Annotated in this window: 25 protein-coding genes; 13 read left to right on the top strand and 12 right to left on the bottom strand. The window is 38.2% G+C overall.

Going from position 1 to position 22,289, the window contains the following annotated elements:
- The first annotated feature begins 20 nt into the window (after positions 1–20).
- From C7S20_RS19040 to C7S20_RS19015, 6 genes are all read left to right on the top strand, one after another.
- Positions 21–497: a hypothetical protein gene (locus tag C7S20_RS19040; RefSeq protein WP_107013938.1), complete on the top strand. Its 477-nt coding sequence runs from the start codon at positions 21–23 to the stop codon at positions 495–497.
- 6 nt (positions 498–503) lie between these two features.
- Entirely contained in the window at positions 504–1,196 is a 693-nt protein-coding gene (locus C7S20_RS19035; RefSeq protein ID WP_083642949.1) for a DsbA family oxidoreductase, read from the top strand.
- A 12-nt stretch (positions 1,197–1,208) separates the two neighbouring features.
- Positions 1,209–1,862 (top strand): NAD(P)-dependent oxidoreductase, encoded by a 654-nt coding sequence (locus C7S20_RS19030; RefSeq protein WP_107013937.1) that lies wholly within the window; start codon positions 1,209–1,211, stop codon positions 1,860–1,862.
- A 32-nt stretch (positions 1,863–1,894) separates the two neighbouring features.
- The gene (locus C7S20_RS19025) at positions 1,895–2,467 is read left to right on the top strand and encodes a YceI family protein (protein ID WP_107013936.1); all 573 of its coding nucleotides are present in this window, start codon (positions 1,895–1,897) and stop codon (positions 2,465–2,467) included.
- A gap of 84 nt (positions 2,468–2,551) precedes the next feature.
- Positions 2,552–3,382, top strand: coding sequence for a 4,5-DOPA-extradiol-dioxygenase (gene ygiD, locus C7S20_RS19020; protein WP_227009060.1), 831 nt, complete (start codon positions 2,552–2,554; stop codon positions 3,380–3,382).
- Between the two features lie 12 nt (positions 3,383–3,394).
- Positions 3,395–3,808, top strand: a complete 414-nt coding sequence (locus tag C7S20_RS19015) for a DoxX family protein (RefSeq protein WP_107013934.1) — start codon at positions 3,395–3,397, stop codon at positions 3,806–3,808.
- Between the two features lie 331 nt (positions 3,809–4,139).
- Here C7S20_RS19015 and C7S20_RS19010 read toward each other — a convergent pair whose 3' ends face one another.
- The 4 genes from C7S20_RS19010 to C7S20_RS18995 form a co-directional block, all read right to left on the bottom strand.
- Complete coding sequence (locus C7S20_RS19010) at positions 4,140–6,380, bottom strand: nitric-oxide reductase large subunit (RefSeq protein ID WP_107013933.1); 2,241 nt, start codon at positions 6,378–6,380, stop codon at positions 4,140–4,142.
- Between the two features lie 409 nt (positions 6,381–6,789).
- Positions 6,790–7,515, bottom strand: coding sequence for an iron-sulfur cluster repair di-iron protein (ric, locus tag C7S20_RS19005; protein ID WP_083642941.1), 726 nt, complete (start codon positions 7,513–7,515; stop codon positions 6,790–6,792).
- 12 nt (positions 7,516–7,527) lie between these two features.
- The gene (locus C7S20_RS19000; protein ID WP_227009059.1) at positions 7,528–7,761 is read right to left on the bottom strand and encodes a hypothetical protein; all 234 of its coding nucleotides are present in this window, start codon (positions 7,759–7,761) and stop codon (positions 7,528–7,530) included.
- A gap of 271 nt (positions 7,762–8,032) precedes the next feature.
- Entirely contained in the window at positions 8,033–8,629 is a 597-nt protein-coding gene (locus tag C7S20_RS18995) for a Crp/Fnr family transcriptional regulator (RefSeq protein ID WP_107014334.1), read from the bottom strand.
- 314 nt (positions 8,630–8,943) lie between these two features.
- Here C7S20_RS18995 and C7S20_RS18990 point away from each other — a divergent pair, with 314 nt between their 5' ends.
- The gene (locus C7S20_RS18990) at positions 8,944–10,890 is read left to right on the top strand and encodes an FTR1 family protein (RefSeq protein WP_107013932.1); all 1,947 of its coding nucleotides are present in this window, start codon (positions 8,944–8,946) and stop codon (positions 10,888–10,890) included.
- Between the two features lie 201 nt (positions 10,891–11,091).
- On the opposite strand, the gene C7S20_RS18985 is transcribed toward C7S20_RS18990, so the two are convergent.
- The 8 genes from C7S20_RS18985 to C7S20_RS18950 form a co-directional block, all read right to left on the bottom strand.
- Positions 11,092–11,718, bottom strand: a complete 627-nt coding sequence (locus tag C7S20_RS18985) for an SCO family protein (RefSeq protein ID WP_107013931.1) — start codon at positions 11,716–11,718, stop codon at positions 11,092–11,094.
- The gene (locus tag C7S20_RS18980) at positions 11,718–12,521 is read right to left on the bottom strand and encodes a formylglycine-generating enzyme family protein (protein ID WP_107013930.1); all 804 of its coding nucleotides are present in this window, start codon (positions 12,519–12,521) and stop codon (positions 11,718–11,720) included. Before C7S20_RS18980 ends, C7S20_RS18985 begins: the two co-directional genes overlap by 1 nt.
- Positions 12,522–12,528: 7 nt before the next feature.
- Entirely contained in the window at positions 12,529–13,992 is a 1,464-nt protein-coding gene (gene nirK, locus C7S20_RS18975; protein WP_107013929.1) for a copper-containing nitrite reductase, read from the bottom strand.
- Between the two features lie 491 nt (positions 13,993–14,483).
- The gene (locus C7S20_RS18970) at positions 14,484–14,831 is read right to left on the bottom strand and encodes a cupin domain-containing protein (RefSeq protein ID WP_107013928.1); all 348 of its coding nucleotides are present in this window, start codon (positions 14,829–14,831) and stop codon (positions 14,484–14,486) included.
- 84 nt (positions 14,832–14,915) lie between these two features.
- Positions 14,916–15,353: a hypothetical protein gene (locus C7S20_RS18965; protein ID WP_159039994.1), complete on the bottom strand. Its 438-nt coding sequence runs from the start codon at positions 15,351–15,353 to the stop codon at positions 14,916–14,918.
- Positions 15,354–15,370: 17 nt separating this feature from the next.
- Positions 15,371–15,835 (bottom strand): hemerythrin domain-containing protein, encoded by a 465-nt coding sequence (locus C7S20_RS18960; protein WP_107014333.1) that lies wholly within the window; start codon positions 15,833–15,835, stop codon positions 15,371–15,373.
- A gap of 81 nt (positions 15,836–15,916) precedes the next feature.
- Positions 15,917–16,396, bottom strand: coding sequence for an azurin (gene azu, locus C7S20_RS18955; protein ID WP_107013926.1), 480 nt, complete (start codon positions 16,394–16,396; stop codon positions 15,917–15,919).
- 278 nt (positions 16,397–16,674) lie between these two features.
- Positions 16,675–17,109: an RrF2 family transcriptional regulator gene (locus C7S20_RS18950; protein WP_107013925.1), complete on the bottom strand. Its 435-nt coding sequence runs from the start codon at positions 17,107–17,109 to the stop codon at positions 16,675–16,677.
- Positions 17,110–17,793: 684 nt separating this feature from the next.
- On the opposite strand from C7S20_RS18950, the gene C7S20_RS18945 reads away from it, so the two are divergent.
- Genes C7S20_RS18945 through C7S20_RS18920 form a run of 6 tightly spaced genes read left to right on the top strand, consistent with a single transcriptional unit; the run spans position 17,794 to position 22,142 of the window.
- Positions 17,794–19,611, top strand: coding sequence for a cbb3-type cytochrome c oxidase subunit I (locus tag C7S20_RS18945; protein WP_107014332.1), 1,818 nt, complete (start codon positions 17,794–17,796; stop codon positions 19,609–19,611).
- A 10-nt stretch (positions 19,612–19,621) separates the two neighbouring features.
- Positions 19,622–20,647, top strand: coding sequence for a cbb3-type cytochrome c oxidase subunit II (locus C7S20_RS18940; protein WP_107013924.1), 1,026 nt, complete (start codon positions 19,622–19,624; stop codon positions 20,645–20,647).
- Positions 20,644–20,901 (top strand): hypothetical protein, encoded by a 258-nt coding sequence (locus C7S20_RS18935; RefSeq protein WP_107013923.1) that lies wholly within the window; start codon positions 20,644–20,646, stop codon positions 20,899–20,901. Before C7S20_RS18940 ends, C7S20_RS18935 begins: the two co-directional genes overlap by 4 nt.
- Positions 20,888–21,328, top strand: a complete 441-nt coding sequence (locus tag C7S20_RS18930) for a cytochrome C (RefSeq protein ID WP_107013922.1) — start codon at positions 20,888–20,890, stop codon at positions 21,326–21,328. The genes C7S20_RS18935 and C7S20_RS18930 overlap by 14 nt, the downstream gene beginning before the upstream one ends.
- A gap of 2 nt (positions 21,329–21,330) precedes the next feature.
- Complete coding sequence (locus C7S20_RS18925) at positions 21,331–21,714, top strand: group III truncated hemoglobin (protein ID WP_107013921.1); 384 nt, start codon at positions 21,331–21,333, stop codon at positions 21,712–21,714.
- Entirely contained in the window at positions 21,711–22,142 is a 432-nt protein-coding gene (locus tag C7S20_RS18920; protein ID WP_107013920.1) for a hypothetical protein, read from the top strand. Before C7S20_RS18925 ends, C7S20_RS18920 begins: the two co-directional genes overlap by 4 nt.
- Positions 22,143–22,289 lie beyond the last annotated feature (147 nt).

Genomic DNA, 22,289 nt, shown 5'->3' with positions numbered 1-22,289 from the left:
GTTTTAAATTATCGATACAAATGGCAACAAAAACAATAGCGATTTTAAGTGATAGCGAGGGGCTAGCCCCGGAATTTTTTGAGGTTCTAGGCAGTTCTAACCATCGGTTGCTTTTTGTTGTTGGAAATGCTGAGACAAAGGAGCACCTAAAAAAAAGCTTGAATTTTTTAAAGTTAAGGGCTGAAATAGATTTTATAGGCTGTGAAAAGGATGGATGCTGGGAAGCCGATAAAATTTTAATCTCTATGCAGGCACCGCCTTCAAAAGATATGATTGAAAAGGTAAAAGAGGTGACTACTCAAAAGCCGGTATGGGTAATATCACCGGTGAATAGTCACGGAAGAAGGGTTGACCTACAACAACAGCTTCCTAATTCAAGGGTCGTAGAAATTAGCATACAAGAGAATTTAAAGGAAGTATCCCTTAGCAGTAAAGAAGTTGTAGCGAAACAAGAAATTCGTCAACTTTTTGAAGCATCGGGTTACACAGTAAAATAAATAGATATGGAAATAAAAATTTGGTCAGATATTAGATGTCCTTTCTGCTATATAGGAAAGAAAAAATTGGAGGCAGCACTCGAAAAATTTCCCCAACGAGATCAGGTGGAGATCGTCTGGAAAAGTTTTCAGCTTGATCCTTCCTTACACACAGATCCTAATACCAGCACTTTGGATTATTTTGTTAAGATAAAAGGGGTAACCAAAGCCCAGGCAAGGCAAATGTTCCATGGAGCCATTAGTATGGCTGAGGAAGTAGGAATAAATCTGAATATAGAAAAGGGAATTCTCGCAAATTCATTTAGGGCGCACCAACTCATTCAACTGGCAAAGACAAAAGGGTTGGGCAATGAAATCGAAGAAGCACTATTTAGAGCTCATTTTGAAGAAGCAAGGAATATTGATGATATCGAAGTTCTCGCGTTGATCAGTGAATCTATTGGGATGAAGGGCGAAGAAGTCCGAGAAAAATTGAAATCTGATGCTTTCGCTTACGAAGTGAAGCAGGATGAAATGGAAGCGCAAAATATTGGGGTGCGAGGCGTTCCTTTCTTTGTTTTCGATGATAAATATGCTATTTCCGGAGCTCAGCCTGTTGAAGCTTTTTTAGAAACGTTAGAAAAGGTTTGGGAAGAAAGAAAACCTGAATTAAAAATTTTTGAAGGTGATTCCTGTTCAAGGGATAGAAACTGTAATTAAAAAAATTATCAAATGAAAATTGCAATTATAGGCGCTACGGGATTTGTAGGATCAGAAGTCTTGAAAGAAGCTTTGAACAGGGGGCATCAAGTCACAGCAGTAGCAAGAAACATAAAAAAAATTTCTGCTAATAGTGCGCTTTTAAGAACCTCGGCAATTGACGTTAAGCAAACGGAGAAGTTAGTCGAAGTCCTGAAAGGTAATGATGTAGTGATAAGTGCCTTCAATCCTGGCTGGAATAATCTAAATATTTACCGGAACTACCTTGAAGGCGCAAAGGCCATTCAGCAGGCGGTGAAAGAGTCGGGGGTAAAGCGTCTTATTGTGGTAGGCGGGGCTGGCAGTCTTTATCTTAATGAAAGGACACGAGTGATAGATGATCCTAATTTCCCGGAAGCCATCAAGCCAGGAGCTAAGGCTGCTTGTGAGTACCTTGAGATACTAAAAGGGGAAGACAAATTAAACTGGACTTTCTTTAGTCCGGCCATTGAAATGGCGCCGGGAAAACCCCAGGAGCGCAGGAATAAATACAGAAAAGGCTTTGATAAACCTGTTTTCGATAAGGAGGGGAAAAGTGATCTTTCTGTGCAGGATACCGCGGTGGTTCTCGTGGATGAAGCCGAGAAAGCAGCACATATTAACCAGCGGTTTACTGCGGCCTATTAAAAATAACATATAAAAAAATAAAACTTAATAAAATGAAACATCTACTATCATTAATTACAATTGCTTTTTTAAGCGCGACGACTCTTGCACAAACAACCTGGAAAGCCGATCCCGCTCATACTCAAGTATCTTTCGGAATTATTCACATGGGTATTTCTGAAGTTGAAGGTAAATTCGACAAATTTGACGGTACCATCGGGGCGGCGGAAGATGATTTCAGCGACGCACAATATGAAATGGCCATAGAGGTACCTTCCATTAATACAGGAGTAGAAATGCGAGATAATCATTTAAGGAGTCCCGATTTCTTCGATGCTGAAAAATATCCGGAAATGACTTTTAAAAGTACGTCTTCAAAAAAAGTTGGAGAAGACAAATACAAAGTTACTGGAAATCTAACTTTTCATGGAATAACAAAACCTGTGACCTTGGATGTATGGTACCGCGGGCAAGTGAAAAACCCTCAGAACGGACAGGTGAGTGCAGGCTTTGCCATTTCCGGAAATGTAAAAAGGTCGGATTATAATTTAGGTCCCAATTTTCCGGAAGCTGTCCTGAGCGACAATGTTTTGCTTGATATTGATACCGAATTCAAGAAACAATAAGATTTTTTAATGAGGAAGCAGAGTCCGAAAGCTTATGAGGTTTTGGATCTCCCTACCTGCTTCCTCCCTTTATAAATTAAAATTATGTCACTTTCTGTCTTTAATAATTTCACATCTTCCCTTCCAAAACAGGATTCTCAGATGCCAGTGCTTTTCATTGGCCATGGTTCCCCGATGAATGGGATACAGGATAATGAATTTAGTAGCCGGTGGACAAAAATGGCAAAAGAGATCCACACTCCCAGGGCAGTGCTCGTAATTTCGGCCCACTGGCTATCTCATGGTACCCGTATTACCAGTATGGATTTTCCTAAGACAATACATGATTTTGGAGGTTTTCCAAAAGAGCTTTTCGAAGTGCAATATCCTGCTCCGGGGAGTCCAGGCCTGGCCAGACAAACCAAGGAATTGGTAAGATCTACACATATAGAAGAAGATCATGATTGGGGTTTAGACCATGGCACCTGGACGGTGGTAAGGCATATGTATCCTGAAGCCGATATTCCGGTATTGCAACTCAGTATTGATCTTACCAAAAGTGCGAGATATCATTTTGAGCTTTCCAAAGAATTGGCTGAGTTGAGAAAACGTGGGGTATTGATTATCGGCAGTGGCAATATGGTGCATAATCTCCGTATGGTTGCCTGGAATAAAATAGAGGAACCCGGTTACGGCTACGACTGGGCGCTGGAGATGAACCAAAGATTTAAGAAGCATATTCTGTCCGGTGACTTTTATAAGTTAATCAACTATGAAAATCTAGGTCATGAAGCTAAACTTGCCATTCCCACTCCCGAACATTATATCCCACTTTTGTATAGTCTTGGACTCAAAAAAGAAAATGATGAGGTTACCTTTTTTAACGACAAGGCGGTGGCAGGATCTTTAACAATGACTTCAGTAAAAATTGGTTAAAAATATTTAGTTATGAATAAAATCTTTAAAACGGACTATTCACCCTCACAGGTTGATGCTGTGCTATTGGTCCTTAGAGCAGCGGTAGCGGCGCTAATGCTTACGCACGGAATTCCAAAATTACAAATGCTATTGTCAGGTGGAGAAATACAATTTCCAGGAGTGATGGGCCTTAGCCCAGGATTCTCCCTGTTTCTCACAATATTTGCAGAAGTGGTTTGTTCCATATTTATTTTCTTTGGTGTGGTTACACGGTTGGCGGTTATTGCACCAATGATCACCATGTTAGTTGCGGTCTTTATGATTCATGGCAATGATCCCTTTATAAATAAGGAATTAGGACTTCTTTATCTATCACTGTATTTGCCTTTGCTGATTTTGGGAAGCGGAAAATACTCTTTTGATCTTGTTCTAAAATCCATATAACTAACTGGAGTAGCTCCAGGTTTAAACATTCAGGTCCTCAGTAACTTACCTATTTTACTATGCACCCAAATGTATATGAGAATAGTGCAGTAGGTACTAAAATAGAAATCAGATAATCCTACTGTCGAATTTATGTCATGGATGGTGAAAATATGGAAGAAGAGGAGGATAAATGTGTTAACAAATAACGTGATATGTGATCTTTATAAAAAAGCCAGATGAAACATTATATTTTTATGAATCATCTGGCTCATTGCACAAAAAGAATATATTCAATAGAATTTCAAATCATTACAAAACATCTTTTTATAGCTTCATGGAATGAAAAGGATTACTCGTTTATTTCTTCGCTCTTATTTAAAGAAAAGACAAACCATACGAAGGCTACCAATCCGATAGCGAAAATAGTATCGCCTATGACTCTGAGCCATCTAAGTGTATCCATTCCGGGCTGATGTAGGAATTCCGATGACCTGGCATACCACATTCCTTTATTTACACTGGCAACTGTTTGCAATAATCCAAGTGGAAGTAAGCTTAGTACTACCATAAGAAGTAAACCAATGTTTATAGACCAGAAGCTAAAACTCATTAATTTTTCGTTCCATATTTTTACCCTATAAATACTTCGCAGTACAAAAAGCATCAATCCAATGCCCAACATTCCGTATACACCAAAGAGAGCTGTATGAGCATGCACGGCAGTTGTATTGAGTCCCTGCATATAATACAGTGCAATCGGAGGGTTTATAATAAATCCAAAAATTCCAGCACCCAAAAAATTCCAGAATGCTACAGCGATTAAACAGTAAATTGGCCACTTATAGTCTTTGAGCCACTGTGTAGATTTGCTCAACCGGTAATTTTCATATACTTCGTACCCAATGAGTACTAAAGGTACCACTTCAAGAGCGCTGAAAGTAGCCCCTAAGGCCATTACCGCTTTAGGTGTACCGCTAAAGTATAAATGGTGAAAGGTACCAATGATTCCGCCTGATAAAAATATTATTGTAGCTAAAAGTATATTGAGTGTAGCTGTTTTAGTACGTAGTAACCCTAACCTTACAAACAAAAATGCGGATACTACTGTAGCAAATACTTCAAAAAATCCTTCTACCCAAAGATGCACAACCCACCATCTCCAATATTCAGCAATAGCAAGATTGGTTTGGCGACCCCACATCAATCCGGCAGCATAAAATAATGCAATGGCAGCGGAAGAGACTAAAAACATTAAAAGCAAATTCCTTTCGGATGTTTTACGTTTTAGAACAGGGATCAGCGGCCTTACCATTAAGGCTAACCATACAAATAATCCCACCAGCAGAAATATTTGCCAGAAGCGGCCTAAATCCACGTATTCATATCCTTGATGACCAAACCAGAAGTTTTGTGTGAGACCAAGCTTTTGCATTACTCCCATCCATTGACCTGCCATAGATCCCAGAACAATTATTAAGAGGCAAATAAATAGGAAATTAACTCCTAGTTTTTGAAATTTAGGGTCTTTACCTGATACAGCGGGTGCAATATAAAGTCCGGTGGCAAGCCAAGCCGTAGCAATCCACAGTATACCCAACTGTACATGCCAGGTCCGGGAAATTGAATAAGGGAGGATATCCGCCAGATTCAGGCCATAAAAAGCATCCCCTTCCACACCATAATGGGCGGTAATAACTCCAAAGGTTACTTGTATTAGTATAAGAAGGCTAACTACCCAGATATATTTTTTAACTGCCTTCATAGAAGGAGTAATAGTTTGTCGCATCAACGGATCCTGTACTGGTTTGTCGGGTCCTTCTTCTTCTTTCATCCGGGCATGGTAGAAAATCATTATCCCGATCCCGAAAAGTAGCAGAATAACGCTGAAACCTGTCCAAAGAAGTAGATCTCCAGTAGCTTTATTTCCTACAAGATCGTCTGCTGGCCAATTGTGCGTATAGGTCACCTCTGCGCCTGGCCTTTCCGTCACTGCTGCCCAGGAAGTCCAAAAGAAAAAACCAGTCATTTGTCGCATTCTGGTTTCGTCTTTTATGGAATTTTCGGGAATGGCATAATTATTCCTGAGCTCATCTAGTTTAGGATCGTTCATAAACAATCCTTTATAGTAGGAATTCAAATATTTTATAGCCTCTGCCCGAATGGGCGAAATGCTGATCGTTTTATTCCCCGGATCATAAGTGTTATTGCGCAGTTCTATCTGTAGCCTGCGCTCCAGTTTCGCCTGCTCTTCACTACCCAGTTTTTCATAAGAAACATCAAATTCTTTTTCCGACCAATGATTAAGAATAAAAAGAGCTTCCCGATGAAGCCAGTCAGCAGTCCAATCTGGGGCTGTATAGGCACCATGACCCCAAATGGATCCTACTTCCTGGCCTCCCAGGCTTTGCCAAACATTTTGACCGTCTTTAATATCCTGCCCGTCAAAAACAGTTTGCCCATCAGTAGTAACTATTTTGGTAGGCATTGGAGGAGCCTTCTGATAAATTTCGAAACCGTAGTAGCCCAATACGGCGAAAGAAGCTGTAATAATTAAAATGAAAGCGATCCATAGTTTTTTTTCCTTAGACATAGTAGTAAGTATTTTATTATGAAGCTATGATTGAAGCATTATTGAATTGGAGCTGGCCTGTTTTAAAAAAAATAAAGAATTACTTGGTTTTTTGCTTTATTTATACTTTAAAACTAAAATTTTAATAAAAAACACACAAATTTTTATTAGGATTAGATAAAAAGAAATACCAGTTCCAATTTTGTTTTGGAATGATTTTGGGATTTTACTAGAAGAAGGTGAAACTCAACAGAAGCTGCAAATTGGAGCAGCAACATTCAAATTTTTCACAACAAACACAAGTAGGCTCCGGAAGCAGAATCTTCGCTTGTAATTCTAATTTTTGTCGAAAAATCCTGCCTCCGGCACCTGGGTAGAGCTTGGCTTAGTTATTAGGAAAAAAAGGAAATATCTTCTTCAGTGATTTTCTTTAGTTTGCTAATTCTTTTTCTAGTTCTGCAGCTTTAGGAAAGAGTATATTATTTTCAAGGTGAATATGTTGATGGAGATCCTCTTCAAACTCGTGGAGTAAGGAGTAGGTGACCCTATAGGTATTACACGCATCCGCCGGTGGGGTATAGCCATCACTTAAGGCTTCTATTTGCCGGAACCGCTCTCCTTCTGTTTCGTGTTCATCCATCATTTTTTGAATGGGGTTTTGAACAGTGCCCATTGGGACTTTTTCAAATTTTGTGGCCGACTTTTTGGCCTGTTCCATTTTTTTAATAATGGGAAAAAGAATCAACTCTTCTTTTTTCATATGAGCACCAAGTTCTGCACCTGATTGATTGAAATTATCGGTAATTTGAAATAGTTCAGGATGACTGTCGCCATGAACCTTGCAGAGTTTCTCAAGATATGCTTTCAGAATAGGAATCTGCTCTTCGACATACCGATGATGTTTTTTTTCGATATAATCAATGAGTTGCTCCATTGGCCATTTTTGAAAATCAATCCTTTCTTCTGTTTTTATATTTTGTAAAGTTTTGATTTCATTTAATAGGACGTGCGCATCTAATTTATTTTTTTCAGCTGCTTCTCGAATACTTCTGTTGCCCTGACAACAAAAATCAATTTTATGGTTTTTAAAAATTTGTGCTGTACGATAATCTTCAGCAACGATTTGACCTACGGGTGTTTCAAGTAGATTTTCCATGGTTTTATTTTTTTAGAAGATGTAGTAAAGGATAAATGCAGTATTTAATACCAGGCTTGTCATGAGAGTATTGAACACTACTTTTGGCTTCAGGTTTGCAAGAACAGTAGTATTAAAACCCATACAGATACAGGTAATTACAAACAACTGAACCATTTGCAATAAAGCATGACCGTTCATTAATACCAACATGGCTGCTGCAGCTCCAAGGCAGCTCGATAAAATAATTCCGAGCGTTGCGTGCATATAAAAGGATTCCTGGAAGTCGGATAAAAATTTTTGATAGTATTTCATCATATAAATATTACTGAAGCAAAAATAGACATGACTTCAGGTAAATTTTATGACCTTAATCATAAGAAGGAACTGGAGGCTAATTTTATACAAAGGAATGTGAAAAAGCGAGTATATATCTTCGATGGATCAAGGAACTACCTTTTTACTTTTACAGTAATTCGGTAAATTTTATAACCGGAAAAATTGAACTACGAAGTTTAGTTTCTGATTTACCTGAAGCTTATCGGTAAACTTTACGATTTTTAATTTTTAATTCTTTTTTCTTTTCCAGCGCTTTTGTGGCTCTAATCACAGTTTCCACTCGAAGTCCCGTTAAATCTGCGATTTGTTGTCTTGTAAGGTCAACTTTAAAGGAAAAAGGTTTCTCCAATTTGTAGATCTCCTTTTTTAAGTAATCCAGGACTCTCAGAATCCTGTGTTCAGGCTCCTGAGAAGAAATTTCGGGCGCCATAACTGCCTTATAATGGAGTCGAGTGGCCAGAGCTTCTGTAATTTTAAGATGGATCAAAGGGTGGGAGGTAAGTAATTGTAAGAATGCTTTCTTTTCAAGTAAAAAAATTTCCGAATCCATTGTTGCAATGGCGTTGGCAGGATAGCGAATGTTGGCAAAAAGCGGCGGTTCCCCAAAGCTTCGGGGAGCGCTGAAAAAGCTCTGAATGAATTCTTTTCCGTTTTCTAGAAAATTATTCATTTTTACTTCGCCAGAAAATATTTGATAGTAAAAATGAGCTTTTTTGCCTTCCCTGAAAATATATTCATTTTTCTCAAATAATCTTTTTTTAGCTCCATTTTCCAACAATATATCTACAGGTATCATAACTTCCAATTAGCCCGGGGCGTTCAAAAGGTAAAAATAAGGAATGTAACCGTATTGAGCTAGTATAGGAATTTGAACCTGGCTGGTTATTTCTTTTATATTGACTTTTCCTGGTCTTTTCCATATAGAAAAGGCATTCATTATAATTTGTTTTATAACGGAATGCTATTTTAAGGAACAGAATTTCAACTCCTACGTAAAGGATCCGTTAGCTTTTTGATTACTCAGCAGAGAAGAGTATTAAGAAAATTAGGGCTTTTCTTCTTTTGGACCAACTTATTGTTTAGATTTGTTCTAAATAACGAATTCTGGAAATGAAGCTACTTCGGAGTCTATTTTTGCCTGTTTTAATCACTCTTTTTTTATCAGAAAATATTACTGCCCAAGAAAAGGAGAACATACCAGCCCGAACTTTGGTTCATCTACTGGATTATATAGCTCAGGACTATGATTCTGCGATTAATAATGGTGAAATAAAAAATGAAAATGAATACAGTGAACTGCTGGATTTTATAACCACTTTAAAAGGATTGGGGCATAACCTCCCATTTAAGACCAAAAAAGATAGTATTAATTTATTCCGTGGAATTTCCGAATTGTCTTACAGGGTAGCTAGTAAAAAAGCTTCCAACCAAATTAAGATTATAGCAGATTCTTTGAAAAAACTAGTACTTCAAACTACACCAATTCCAATTTCACCTCCCGTATGGCCTGATATATCAAAAGGTAAATCCTTGTATAGAAATTACTGCATGTCCTGTCATGGAAAAAACGGAGAAGGCGATGGCAGTCTCTCAACCGAATTGAACCCTAAGCCAACCAATTTTTGGGCATCAAAAATGCTGGAGAGCTCACCTTTCCAAATCTTTAATACCATTCGGCTAGGGGTCCCCCAAACCAGCATGAAATCATTTGACGAACTATCAGATAAGGAAGTCTGGGATCTTGCTTTTTATATAAAAGCACTGCCTTATGAACAAGGAAAGGATAAGGAGCTGGCTGAAAAATTAATTTCCAGAAAAGATTTAACTTTAAAAGACCTGGCATTTTTATCAGATCAGGATTTGGAAGCTCTTTTTCAGGATATTTCTGTTGACACCATGACATCAGTAGCCGCACTGCGAAATTATTCGCGTACTGGGAAATCCTCAAGTAGTTTATCCGTTGCAGCGCGGTTTGTAAATGAAGCCGAATTGTTTTATGAAAAGGGGGATCAAAATGCAGCCCGGGAAAAAGCTTTGCGAGCTTATCTGGAAGGTGTTGAACCAGTGGAATTACAACTTAAAGCCAGCTATCCTTCGTTCATGCGAAAGTTGGAAGTAGACATGCAGGCTTTTCGAAGCGCAATAGATCATGAGCAAAGCAAGACGAAGGTACGTACCAAGGCAAAAGTTGCCCTTTCTGGAATTGAACAAGCCAAATCAATCCTTGCCGATAATAAATTTTCATTCTGGACAACCTTTCTTTTGGCCGCTTCTGTCATACTCCGCGAAGGACTTGAAGCTTTTCTAATTTTAATTACTGTATTAGCTGTAATAAAATCCGTGAAGGCATCCTGGGCGGCAAAATGGGTACACCTGGGATGGATGCTGGCAGTAATAGTTGGGGTATTCAGCTGGTTCCTGGTAGATGACCTTATAAATATTGGTGGTAGCCAAAGAGAAATTGTGGAAGGAAGCATTTCAATCTTTGCAGCAAGTGTTCTCCTTTATTTGGGATTTTGGCTGCATCAAAAATCGGAAATCGGGAAGTGGAATTCTTTCGTAAAAACCAGGGTTCATAGCCTCCTTACTGGTAGTAATCTTTTGGGGATTTTCGCTTTTGCTTTTATTGTGGTTTTTAGAGAGGCGTTTGAGTCCGTTCTTTTTCTTTCAGCACTGAATCTCGAGGTTGAAGCTTCCAACCAATCCGCCATTGGGTTGGGTGTGGCAGGAGCTTTTGTGATTGTATTGTTCCTTTCCTGGATTCTCTTAAGGTATACGAAAAAGTTTCCGGTCATCAAGTTACTCAAAATCTCCACTGTGGTTATTGGTGGTTTAGCTATTGTTCTGATAGGAAAAGGTGTACATGCCCTTCAGGAAAGTGGTTTTGTTCCTATCACTGGTGTTAACCTCTCCTGGAGATTAGACCTTCTGGGATATTATCCTACCTGGGAAACAATAAGCGCCCAGTTGGGAGTAATTTCAATTATTCTTATAAGTTATTGGTGGGGCCATACTTTGTTTTTTATCAAGAAGCTTATTTTTAAAAGGAATCCGTAGTATAAGCAGGGGAGTTAAGATTTACTTATAGGAAAATTAATGGTTTCAAAATGAAATGATTTCGCTGAATTAAAGCCAATTCCTTAAGAAAAGAAGAAAGACTTAAAAGGATTCAATAGAAGAATGGTTCTACATATCCATCTTTTAGAATTTTTTGAGATTTCGGCTGATTGCAGGTTCACGAACCATAGACATTCCCACCTATATTTCGCTTACCGCAGCTTGAATGTTCTCTACAGTTTCATCGGAATTTACTCCCAGGCCTTCCTGTTGATAAAGCAATATACCCTGAGGGTTAAAAACGCTTATGATGTTAGAGTGAGAAAAGGTCATAGGATTAATCTGCTTATAGTTCACGGCCACAACGGCGGCAAATTCCCGCGTGTTTTCTTCAGTGGACCGAAGAAAAAGCCATGGTTCTTTATCCATATCCCTATCTTGTGCAAAGCTCTTCAACCGCTCTGGAGTATCTGTTTCAGGATCAATACTCACAAAGACCATTTTTACGTGTTTTTTAATAGCCTCGGGCAAACGCTCTTCAATATTTTTCATATCAGCAATCAGACGCGGGCAGGCGGTAGTGCAGGACGTATAGATCATCACCATGACCAATACGTCTCCCTGTAAATCTTGTAATTTGATGTCCTTCCCGTTTTGGGTAGTCCAGGTCGTTGAAAGGTTGAACAGAGACAAATCTGGAATTTCATTTTTTTCTAGAGCTTCTTTTTCATTTGAAGCGATTACTTTAGCGGTACTCTTTGAAGCATTATCATTGCAAGAAGCGAACATCATAACGCTCACAAAACCTGCTAGAACTATTTTTTTCATTATTGTAGATTTTTATCATTGATGCTTTTGGCGCATCTAAACCCTAAGTTTTTAATATCATATCTCGCTTTTATGCTCCTTCGAAAGGCATAACGCATGAAGGCAGCATAATCCATAAGGTTTGTAGCGCCTATGGCACTACTGCCACAAAAAAGATTAGAATCCCCAGTACCGTTTCCGCGAGAAGCGGGAGAAAGAAGTACACTGTTAAAATCTAAAGTCCATTCCCATACCAGGCCATGCATATCGTATACTCCCCAATAATTCTGGAAGGTGCTACCTATCGGCTTGGAAGAGGTGTTAGGTGTTTCGTACCATGAAAGAATACGCTGATTAAAATCCGGTTTAATCCGGGCATCTATGGTATTCTCGTCAGCCATAGCCACGAATTCCCACTCGTCCATTCTTGGTAATCTCTTTCCCTGGCATTCGCAATATTTTTTGGCCGCAAACCATGAAACATTTGTAACAGGGGCATTAGGCAAATTATCCTTTCCAAAGGAAAGATCACTTTCCCAGGTTGCGAGATACCTCTTATCGGCAAAAAGAGGTTTGATTGCAGATCTTACCCACTCCGGATGATTTTTCAGGAAATCCAGATATTGAGTATTGGTCACCGGAAATCTATCCATGAAGAATTCATCAACTTTCACAAGTGTTGAATCCGACCCATAAAGGGGGATATATTCTCCCCCTTTTATCAAGGCCATTTTTTGATTCTGCTGTGCAAAAGATGCTGAAGAAACAAGAATCAATAACACTATCCAAACTCCAACTTTATGATCGAATATCCTTTTGAACATTTTATTCTTATTTTGACTGCGATTTTACCATTTCAGGTGTTACTACAGTTTTGTTATTGTCAAAATTATGATAGATATAGGTAAGCACATCTGCGATCTCCTCGTCGCTCAGGCTTTGGGCAGGCATGACGCTATTGAAGGTTGTTCCATTTACCGTTACTTCGCCATTTAAGCCATGTTTCACAACACCTATCGCACGGACAACATCTTGATTAAGAAAGTCTGATTTTGCGAGAGGAGGAAAGGCTCCGGGTATTCCCTGGCCGTTGGCCTGGTGACATGCGAAACACGTTTGCATAAAGACCTTTTTTCCGTGGGCTTTTTGTTCTTCAAGTGATTTTCCCAATACTTTTGTGGTTTCAGCCAAATTTTCGCCTGCTTCAGCAGCCGGTTTAGCTTTTGCCATAGTTCCATCAGGATCAAACGTTCTTTCTGTCTGGGTGCCGGAATAGATTTTAGCATCCTTCTTGCCAGAAACCTTAAGCATCCCTAGAGCTCCTTTGTTGAAAGCTCTAAATATAGAGTGGTCCACCAACAAATATGTCCCAGGTACCTGAACTTTAAATTCAATGATCGCCGCACCACCTGATGGGATAAGAGTAGTTTGCACATTCTCGTTCATAAGGTCACCACCTTCCACATGGACCTTATCAAAAATTTCCCCAATGACATGGAAAGAAGAAACTTTATTCGGACCTCCATTTCCAACAAATAGTCGCACAGTTTCTCCGACATTGGCTGTAAGCGCATTGTCGTCATTCAGAGCTCCGACTTTTCCATTAAATACCACATAATCTGGGCGTTCGTCTATTGCTTTCTCCATATCAAATGGTTGCAAACCAGGTTCTCCATATTTACCTTTAGTATAGAAATCTCCTTGCATTACATAATATTCTTTATCTACAGGAGGAAGGCCACCTTTTGGTTCAACTAAAATAAGGCCATACATCCCATTTGCGATATGCATTCCGACCGGAGCGGTAGCACAGTGGTAAACAAAAAGTCCTTGATTAAGAGCTTTAAAGGAGAACACTTTCTCCTGCCCGGGAGCTACAAAAGTGGATTCGGCACCACCACCAGGACCTGTTACAGCGTGTAAATCTATATTATGAGGTAGCTTATTGTTGGGATGATTTTTTAGATGAAATTCTATTTCATCACCAACTCTGGTTCTTATAAAACTTCCTGGTACAGTGCCGTTGAAGGTCCAGTAAATATATTTTACTCCATCCGTCATTTCACCTTCTTTTTCAACGACCTCCATATCTACAATTAATTTGGCAGCTTTTCTTGCTCCTACTGGGGGAGGAACATTGGGAGGAGCAGTCAATTCAGCTGTCATGTTGGAAACTGTACTTATTTCGGTTGTTGAACCTTCAACATCAGAGATACAGGATTGCAGTGAAACAGAAAGGAAAAGTACCGCCATATACCATAAACTGATGCTCTGTCTATTAATTAAATTTTTCATTTTCAAATCACTTTTTTTAATTCGGTGGTAAAATTAAGGACCAGATTGTCCGAAATATATGACGACTATCAATTTTAGAAACATTTCTGCAATTCAGTGTTTTATCTTGCACTTTATATCCAAAAGATTTTAATGAAGAGATTCTCTAATTTTTTAAAATCATACGTAAATGAAGAAGGAAACTGCTATCTAGTATAAATCTTTTTGAAAGAAGGATTTTCCAATTTTAGAAAAGAGTATCAATTGCTGGCAAAAGTTAAGAAGTAGATAAGGAATTCATTCAAATTGCACAAAAAATGGAGCGCTTTTAACAGGTTATGTCTTCTTCATCGGCTCTTTCTAATCCGATTTCTGATTTCAGAAACAGTATTTTTATGATCTTTTAATTTCTTAAAATAGAAACCTGGAAAAAATGAAGTGCTTTCTTATCTCAAATAGTCAAAATCGTCAGGTCTAAGTGGAGATATTTATTATTAATTTTTTGAATAACATTAGCTTGAAGAGTTTGCAACATTTTCCACCCGTTCTACCTTATCTAGTTTAGAAAGAGATAAGCGAATAATACTATTCTCTTCCGCTAGTAGATCATGTGGCACATTCCCTTCAAGAGAAAGTATGTCTCCCTTATTTATATGGTTGATTTCTCCATTCACTCCAAAGGAAATTTTGCCTTCAAAAAGTTCTACAACGATAGGAAAAGGGGTTTGATGCTCTTTCATTACTTGACCTTTTTTCATCACTATTCGAATCTCTTTTGTGCTATCGGTTTCCATTAATACCTGCACCGCAGGCTTTTTGTCTTCAAAACTGAGGTTTTTTAATAAAGATGCGGTTTTCATAATATTTATTTTTTAAAATGTAGAATATCCTACTCCAGGTTTAGGTCGGAATTCCGGAAGGATAAAACCTGTGGAATTTGATTTTCATTCCTCCCAAAAAGGATCATTCCATTGGCAATAGAATCCTTTCGTGGTTCCGAAGGTTGCGTTATCTTTTTTAGAGTTTGAATTTTCTTCAATCTCTTTATAGACTATGTTTTCTTCAAAGTTGATATGTACCTCCAGTTCCTCTTCTAGAAGATTGAGAACTTTAAGGTCTTCGCAGCTGCAGGTCAAAAGCCTGATAATCCTCCGATGATTAGCCATAGCCCTTTTAATACGGGTATTTTTTGTTTGCTGCGTTAAGAACTTTTCTTCTTTTTGAATGTGAGGAATAAGAAAATTTTTGCTGGCCCAATCCACATAGTGCCTGATTCTTTCGGTAGCGACTCCCGTTCTTAGTCCATTTCTAATATGAAGACACATTTCTCTAAGTTTTTCATGGTCATCATTAAACAGCGATAACATCTTTTTTGACATCATAGAAAGATTTCTTTAGTTTAATTCCAAAACTCATCGTTAGTGTTTTCCTCAAATTTATCGTCCTTATGGTGCGTCTTTATCAATTCAAGTTGCTCTTGGGTCGCAGCGGCCTGTATCCTGGAAAACAACTCCCGTTCTTCAAATCGAACGTGTTGATCGAGTTCCTGTTCAATAAGACGAAGCGTTTTCTCCAGGTCCTTTTCTTTAAGGAAAAGCCTTTTTAACCGTTGATGCTCTGCCAGTGCCCTTTTTATCATCGGATCTTCCTTTCCTAGCACCGGGAAAAGGTATTTTTCTTCTATAGTAAAATGTGAAAGAATATGGTTATGAAAGAACCAATCAGAATAGGCTTTAATTCGCTCTGGTGAAACTCCTTTTGAAAAACCTTTTCTGATCTTCCAACACAGCAATAGGGTATGATGGTGGTCCCTACTAAGCGGCTGCAAATTCGGATTTCTCTTTATTGGTTTCTTCTTTTCCATAATTTCTTTTATTTCTTTTTTCAAGATTTGGTCAGAATTGCGCCCGACACTCTTTTGTCGGGCGCAATTTAAGAGTGACTTCTATTCTACGACGAATTTGCCCTTCATCATAGCATAGTGACCCGGAAAGCTGCAAAGAAAGTCATAGGTTCCTTTAGGTGGCGCGTTGAATTCTATGGTTGTAGATTCTCCGCCTCCAAGAAGCCTGGTATGTGCGATGACTCCTGTTGAAGGAATATACTCGGTATCTTTCTTGCTCATGGCTGCTTGTGCAAATTTAGCTACGTCCGTGCCTATTGTGAGCAGCACAAAATTATGTCCCATCACATTTTTAGCAAATTTTCCGGTATGATGTAGAGTGAGTTTGATGCGATCTCCAGCTTTGACCCTGATCTCATTTTTATCAAATCGCATTTGATCATTGGCATTGATCACAACGGTTCGAACCGGTTGGCTTGCTTCCGTCCTTACCGTGTTTTCTTTTTCTGAAATCACTGCTAAATTGTTTCCGCTGAATAGCATTAAAAGCACTGCAGAAACTGTAATAAATTGCGTATTCATTTTTTTAAATTTTTCCGAAGTTTTTGTTTCTCTTCGAAGGGTGGATAATTATTTTTTCTGGTTTTTTAACTACACCAGAAGTAGCTCAAAATTATATTTTCAAGATTCAAAATAGGATTCCATAAGTCTAGGCCAATGTTATGAATCTGGCATTAAAGGAGTATTAGTACCAGGGGTCACCTTTATAACTAATATCGTCTTATTTCCAACCAAAGATATAAATAAAAATTAATAAAGGATAAGTTTATCCTTTATTAATTTAAATATCTAAATTTTTTTTACGGGTTTTTTAGATATACAGCTCCTTTGGTAAGGTCTGAAGCCAGACTACCTATAGTTGTCTCTTCAAATGATTTAAAGAAGGCATTTCGAGTTTTGGCATATTTGGTATGCATAGGGCAGGGGTGATCATCAGAACATTGATGCAGTCCCATTACACATTCTTTAAATACAGATAGTCCATCTATCGCATTGACAACTTCGATTACTGGTAAATTTAGCTGGTGATTTTCGCAGTAAAAGCCTCCGTATGGACCCTTAAGGGAAGTAACGATCTTATATTTATTTAAGGTTCGAAGAATTTTTGCAGTGAAAGCTTTAGGAGCTTCAATTTCTTCAGCCACATCTTTTACACCTAATTTGACATTTTCTCTAGCACGAGAAGCAATGAAAACCGCTGCCCGGATAGCATATTTACAGGATTTAGAGATCATATTTTCCTTTTTTTATTAAACCAAAAGTACAAAATGTTTTATAAAGGATGTCTTTATCTTTTATGATTCTTCTTTCGGAGAATTAAATATTTTAACTACCCAAAAAAAGGTACTCTTCTTCCTTGGTAAATACTTACCGGCCTTTTCTTTTATCGGGATGATTATTCATATTCTTTAGGCATCTCACAATCGAATTCTCTACCCAGTCAGGATTTTACCATACATCTGCTCTTATTTTTAAATCTGTTTTTCGAAATGAACTCTTACTGAAATCTGTGGGCAAATGACCCATCATTTAGTTTTTTGATTTGCTATAACGTCGCCATGTTTAATAACCCAAAAGAACGCTCTAAAGATGGAAGGCTCTATATGATTCAAGTCATAAAATAAGCCTTAACAAAGGTGTAGTTTTGCTCAAACTTAAGACAAAGGGACGGAAATTTATCTTCAAATTCTTAATGATTTTGAAGAGTCATATTTTAAACACCTACATTCGATATATGTTATCTTTCTCGTAGCTGAGGTTGCATTGTAAGTTTTTAATACATGACTTATTGAAATCGAAATAATTCGGTTTTTGATCTGACTAGGACCCGCCTTATTAATCACTGTATTAATAATAATATCTCTTGTTTGAAAATTAATTGGAAATCATTCAAGAACCTGAAAAATTCTGAAAGTTTTATGAAACATACAATTACAGCTTTTATAGCTTTTTTGATAATATCTCCTATTCAGGCTTTTCCCCAAATTAGTGGAAATGTCTCGGATGAGTGGTTAACAAGTCCGGGAATTATTGGCACATTGATTCTATTAGCCATTGTTTTGATACTTAGCCTATTTATTCTGTTAATAAGAATGAACTTTTATTTTGATCGTTTGAAACAAAAGAAAATAGAGCAGAACAGAATAGCTTTTAATGAAGATATCGTTTCAATGGAGAGCGATGAAATTGATCAGATACTGGAGAGTCGAAAAAGCGCTTTAAAATATAAATTGAAAGGGCATGAACTGGGGAGTAAAAGCAGAGTGATCGATAAAAAAGGGCTGGTGCAGGCTGTGCAAACCGATCCAAATAACAGTTTTTTTGAAGAAAAGAAGAAGACGCTATTAAGCATTGAGACCCCGGGCGAACTTAAAAAGATCGTCATCTATTATATTGGGGCCGCTGCTTGCTGGCTGGTTTTCGGTACCCTTGTGGGAGAATATATCGGGTTGAAATTTGTTTGGCCCGAACTTGACCACCTTTCATGGCTTTCTTTTGGGAGACTTCGTCCAGTGCATACCAATACAGTATTCTGGGGATGGGGTTCTTTGGCTATGATAGGTCTTGGATATTTTGTGATTGCCCGTACTTCTAACAACAAGATCCATAGTTATAAAAAAGCCTGGATTACCTGGATATTGATAAACCTGACTGTTCTATTGGGTAATATTGCGCTTATGAGTGGAATTAATAATGGGGGAGGGGAGTACAGGGAATATATCTGGCCGATTATGATTCTTTTTATGATTGGATTGATAATCACTTTTTATAACTTTTACAAAACAGTAGCAACCCGAAAAATTTCGGAAATTTATATTTCCAATTGGTTTATTTTAGCTTCCCTAATCTGGACCGTTGTTCTTGCGATTATAGCCTATCTTCCTTTTTACCAGAACGGTTTGGGCGAAACAGTTATACAGGGTTATTATATGCATCAGGGCGTAGGGATGTGGTTCATGACTTTTACCCTGGGACTTGTCTATTATTATTTGCCGGCTACTCTTAACAAGCCTATTTATTCTTATTCATTGGGCGTACTGGCCTTCTGGACACAGATGTTATTTTATACCATGATAGGTACGCATCATTTCGTTTTCAGCCCATTACCGTGGTGGCTTCAAACCACCGCCATTGTATTTAGTGTGGGAATGGTAATCCCTGTGGTTGCGGGAACAACAAATTTTTTAATGACAATGAAAGGACGTTTTAGTCATATTTCAAAAAGCTATGTGTTACCGTTCTTTTTAGTGGGAGTAATATTTTATTTTGTTGGTTCAACCCAAGGTAGTCTACAGGCTTTCAGGTTTACCAATTTTGTCTGGCATTTCACCGATTTTAATGTTGCCCATTCCCATATGACAATGTATGGTATCATTTCTTTTATTCTGTGGGCTTGCATCTATACAATAATTCCAAAATTAACAGGAAAAGAGCCGCCTCAATTATTTGTTGGTGCTCATTTCTGGCTGGCATTTATAGGCCTTTTCGCCTATATGGTATCTCTGATGGCCGGTGGAACTTTAAAGGGCTTGAGCTGGATTGAAGGCAATCCTTTCATTGAATCCGTAATACTTATGAAACCTTACTGGGTGTGGCGTGCAGTGGGAGGAACCTTAATGTTCATATCTCATCTTTTCTTTGCTTATAACTTTTATTATATGATCAAAGGAAGAAAGAAAGCCGAAGAACTTCCAGGGAAAATCCAGGATGTAAAAGGAAAAATCGTAAACGTTTAAAAGAAAGATTATGTTCGATTTTAATAAGAACCACAAAGCACTTGTACTTACCGCATTCGGAGTATTTTTGGCCCTGAGCCTGGGGGTGGCAGTTTTTCCGGCATATCAAATGGAGGATTATACGCCTATTCCTGATCAACCTAAAATGAGCGACGCAGAAATAAAAGGTGAAGATGTTTTTATATCTGAAGGTTGCGTAGCCTGCCATACCCAGCAGGTACGTAATATAGAGATGGATAAAACCTGGGGACAAAGGCCTTCGATACCCGAAGATTATTATTACAGCAAACAACGAATGGATGTATGGAGGCAAACTCCTTCTATCCTTGGCAGTGAGCGTACCGGCCCCGATCTTACAAGTGTGGGAGAACGACAATCCAGTGCTGCCTGGCAATTACTTCACTTATACGATCCACGGGCTGTGGTGGAAGCTTCGATAATGCCGAGTTTTCCTTGGCTCTTCAAGGAGGTAGATAGCACTCAAGTTGATACATCAGATGTAATAGTGGCAGTACCTAAAGACATTTTCGATAAACCGGGAAAGAAAATAATAGCCACAGAAGATGCTATAAATCTGGTAGCATACCTGCAATCGCTTAAACAACCAAAATTACCAGAAGGATCAGCACCCAAATTTATTCCGTTTTCAGAAAAAGCTGTCAAGGGGAAGGAATCAGAAAAAGAATCTGCCATAAGTGGCCTAGATGGTGAAAAACTTTTCATGAATACCTGCGCTGCCTGTCATCAAAAGACTGGACAAGGAGTTCCAGGAGCGTTCCCTCCCTTAGCAGGTAGCAAGATTGTAAATAATGAGGATCCAACTAAAATGATCAGTATCATCCTTGAAGGATATAATGAACTTAAAGGCTACGGCCCTATGCCGGCATTAGGTGACCAACTAACCGATGCCGAAATTGCTGCAATAATGACGCACGAGCGCAGTAGCTGGGGTAATAATGCACCGCCAGTACAAGTGGAAGATGTAAGGAAAGTAAGGGATTCTATCGTCAAAAATTCAAATAGCGATGTACAATGAAAAAAATAATAACCTTTCTAGTTTGGTTCTTTTTCATTCAGAACTCGCTTTTCGCCCAGGTGACTTGTGAAAAGGTATCCCCTATAGGTACCGCTGTTGCAGATGATTCAAGAGGATTTATGGATGCGGTAATTATTAGCATTGCAGTGATTATTGTTTTATTCACCCTGATAATGAGCTTGAAATATATTTTTAAACCGGGCGAAAAGAATCCCAACCACATCAAAAATATCGTAAGAGATGAAGGATTTTGAAAAAAAAGAAGATTCAAGGATCATCAAAGTCTTTTTGGATGAAGAAGAAGAGGCTTTTGGAGAATTCACTCCACCCGTAAAATTTGTCCTGGATACCACAAAAATACCCGACGGTAAACATTCGTTGAAAATTGTGGCAAAATCTTCAGATCATCTTGAAGGGGTTAAAATAATACCATTTGAAGTACGAAATGGACCAGAAATCTCCGTAATAGGTTTAAAAGATAATGAAGTGATTGACACTCAAACGCCTATAGTTATCAATGCCTATGGAAGCGAAACAAGGGACAAATTTATTATTCGTGGTTCCGAAAATCCAAAGGCAATTCCTTCCTGGATTTGGGCCTTGATTATTGTCATATTCGCATTTAGCCTTTTTTACCTGGTAATGTATTTAAAACCCGAACTTTATAAATCATTTTTTTAATTATGCAGAAAGAGATAAGAAATATTGAGGATATAAAACTTTTAGTGGATACCTTTTACGATAAAGTCAGGAATGACAAATTGCTAAGTGATATATTTAATGATGTTATTAAAGACCGGTGGCCTCAACATCTGGAAAAAATGTATGCATTTTGGCAAACTATTCTATTACAGGAACATACCTATAATGGAAGTCCTTTTTTACCACACGCCAAATTGCCTGTATCCCGTACCCATTTCCATCGCTGGCTGGAATTATTTTTTTCCACCATTGATGAACTATTTGAGGGAGAAAAGGCTGAAGAAGCTAAATGGCGCGCCAGTAAAATGGCGGAGATGTTTCAGCTCAAAATTGCCTCCTACCAAAACTCGACTCCATTAATATGACTGTTCTTGAATACCCGGTTGCAATAGTGGCTGCTATTCTGTGGATAGGATTTGTTGGCGCTATCAGTTTTATGGAATCCTGGTTAAAGTTTAAAGCACCGGGTATCTCTGTAAAATTAGGTTTAGGTATCGGAAGGCTTGTTTTTTCTGCTCTTAATAAAATTGAGCTGATTTTAGCAATTGCCATAATGACCAATTTGGTGGTTGAAGGTGATATCTTCATTTTCCGAAACCTACTCTTTTTTGTTCCTCTTCTCCTTTTAGTGGTTCAAACACTATGGCTATTACCTGCTTTAGATATTCGAGCGAAAATTCTGATAGGGGGTGAAGAACTTTCACCTACCTATTTACATTTCTATTATGTGGGAATGGAAATAATGAAAGTAGGCTGTTTGCTTTCATTCAGTGTTAATCTTTTATATTTATAATCTTTAAGAATTGTGAAAGGCCTTTTTATTTTTCATCTTAATAGATAAATTAGTAGAAGAGTTCCCGATCCTGTAACCGAAACTGAGCTTAATTATTAATGTTACTTTTCGATAAGACACTAAAAAATTTATTTAGGACCATTTTGT

Source organism: Christiangramia fulva (assembly GCF_003024155.1).
Taxonomy (GTDB): Bacteria; Bacteroidota; Bacteroidia; order Flavobacteriales; family Flavobacteriaceae; genus Christiangramia; species Christiangramia fulva.
Note: the sequence above shows the minus strand (reverse complement) of the source record. Positions and strands in the feature narration are given on the sequence as shown.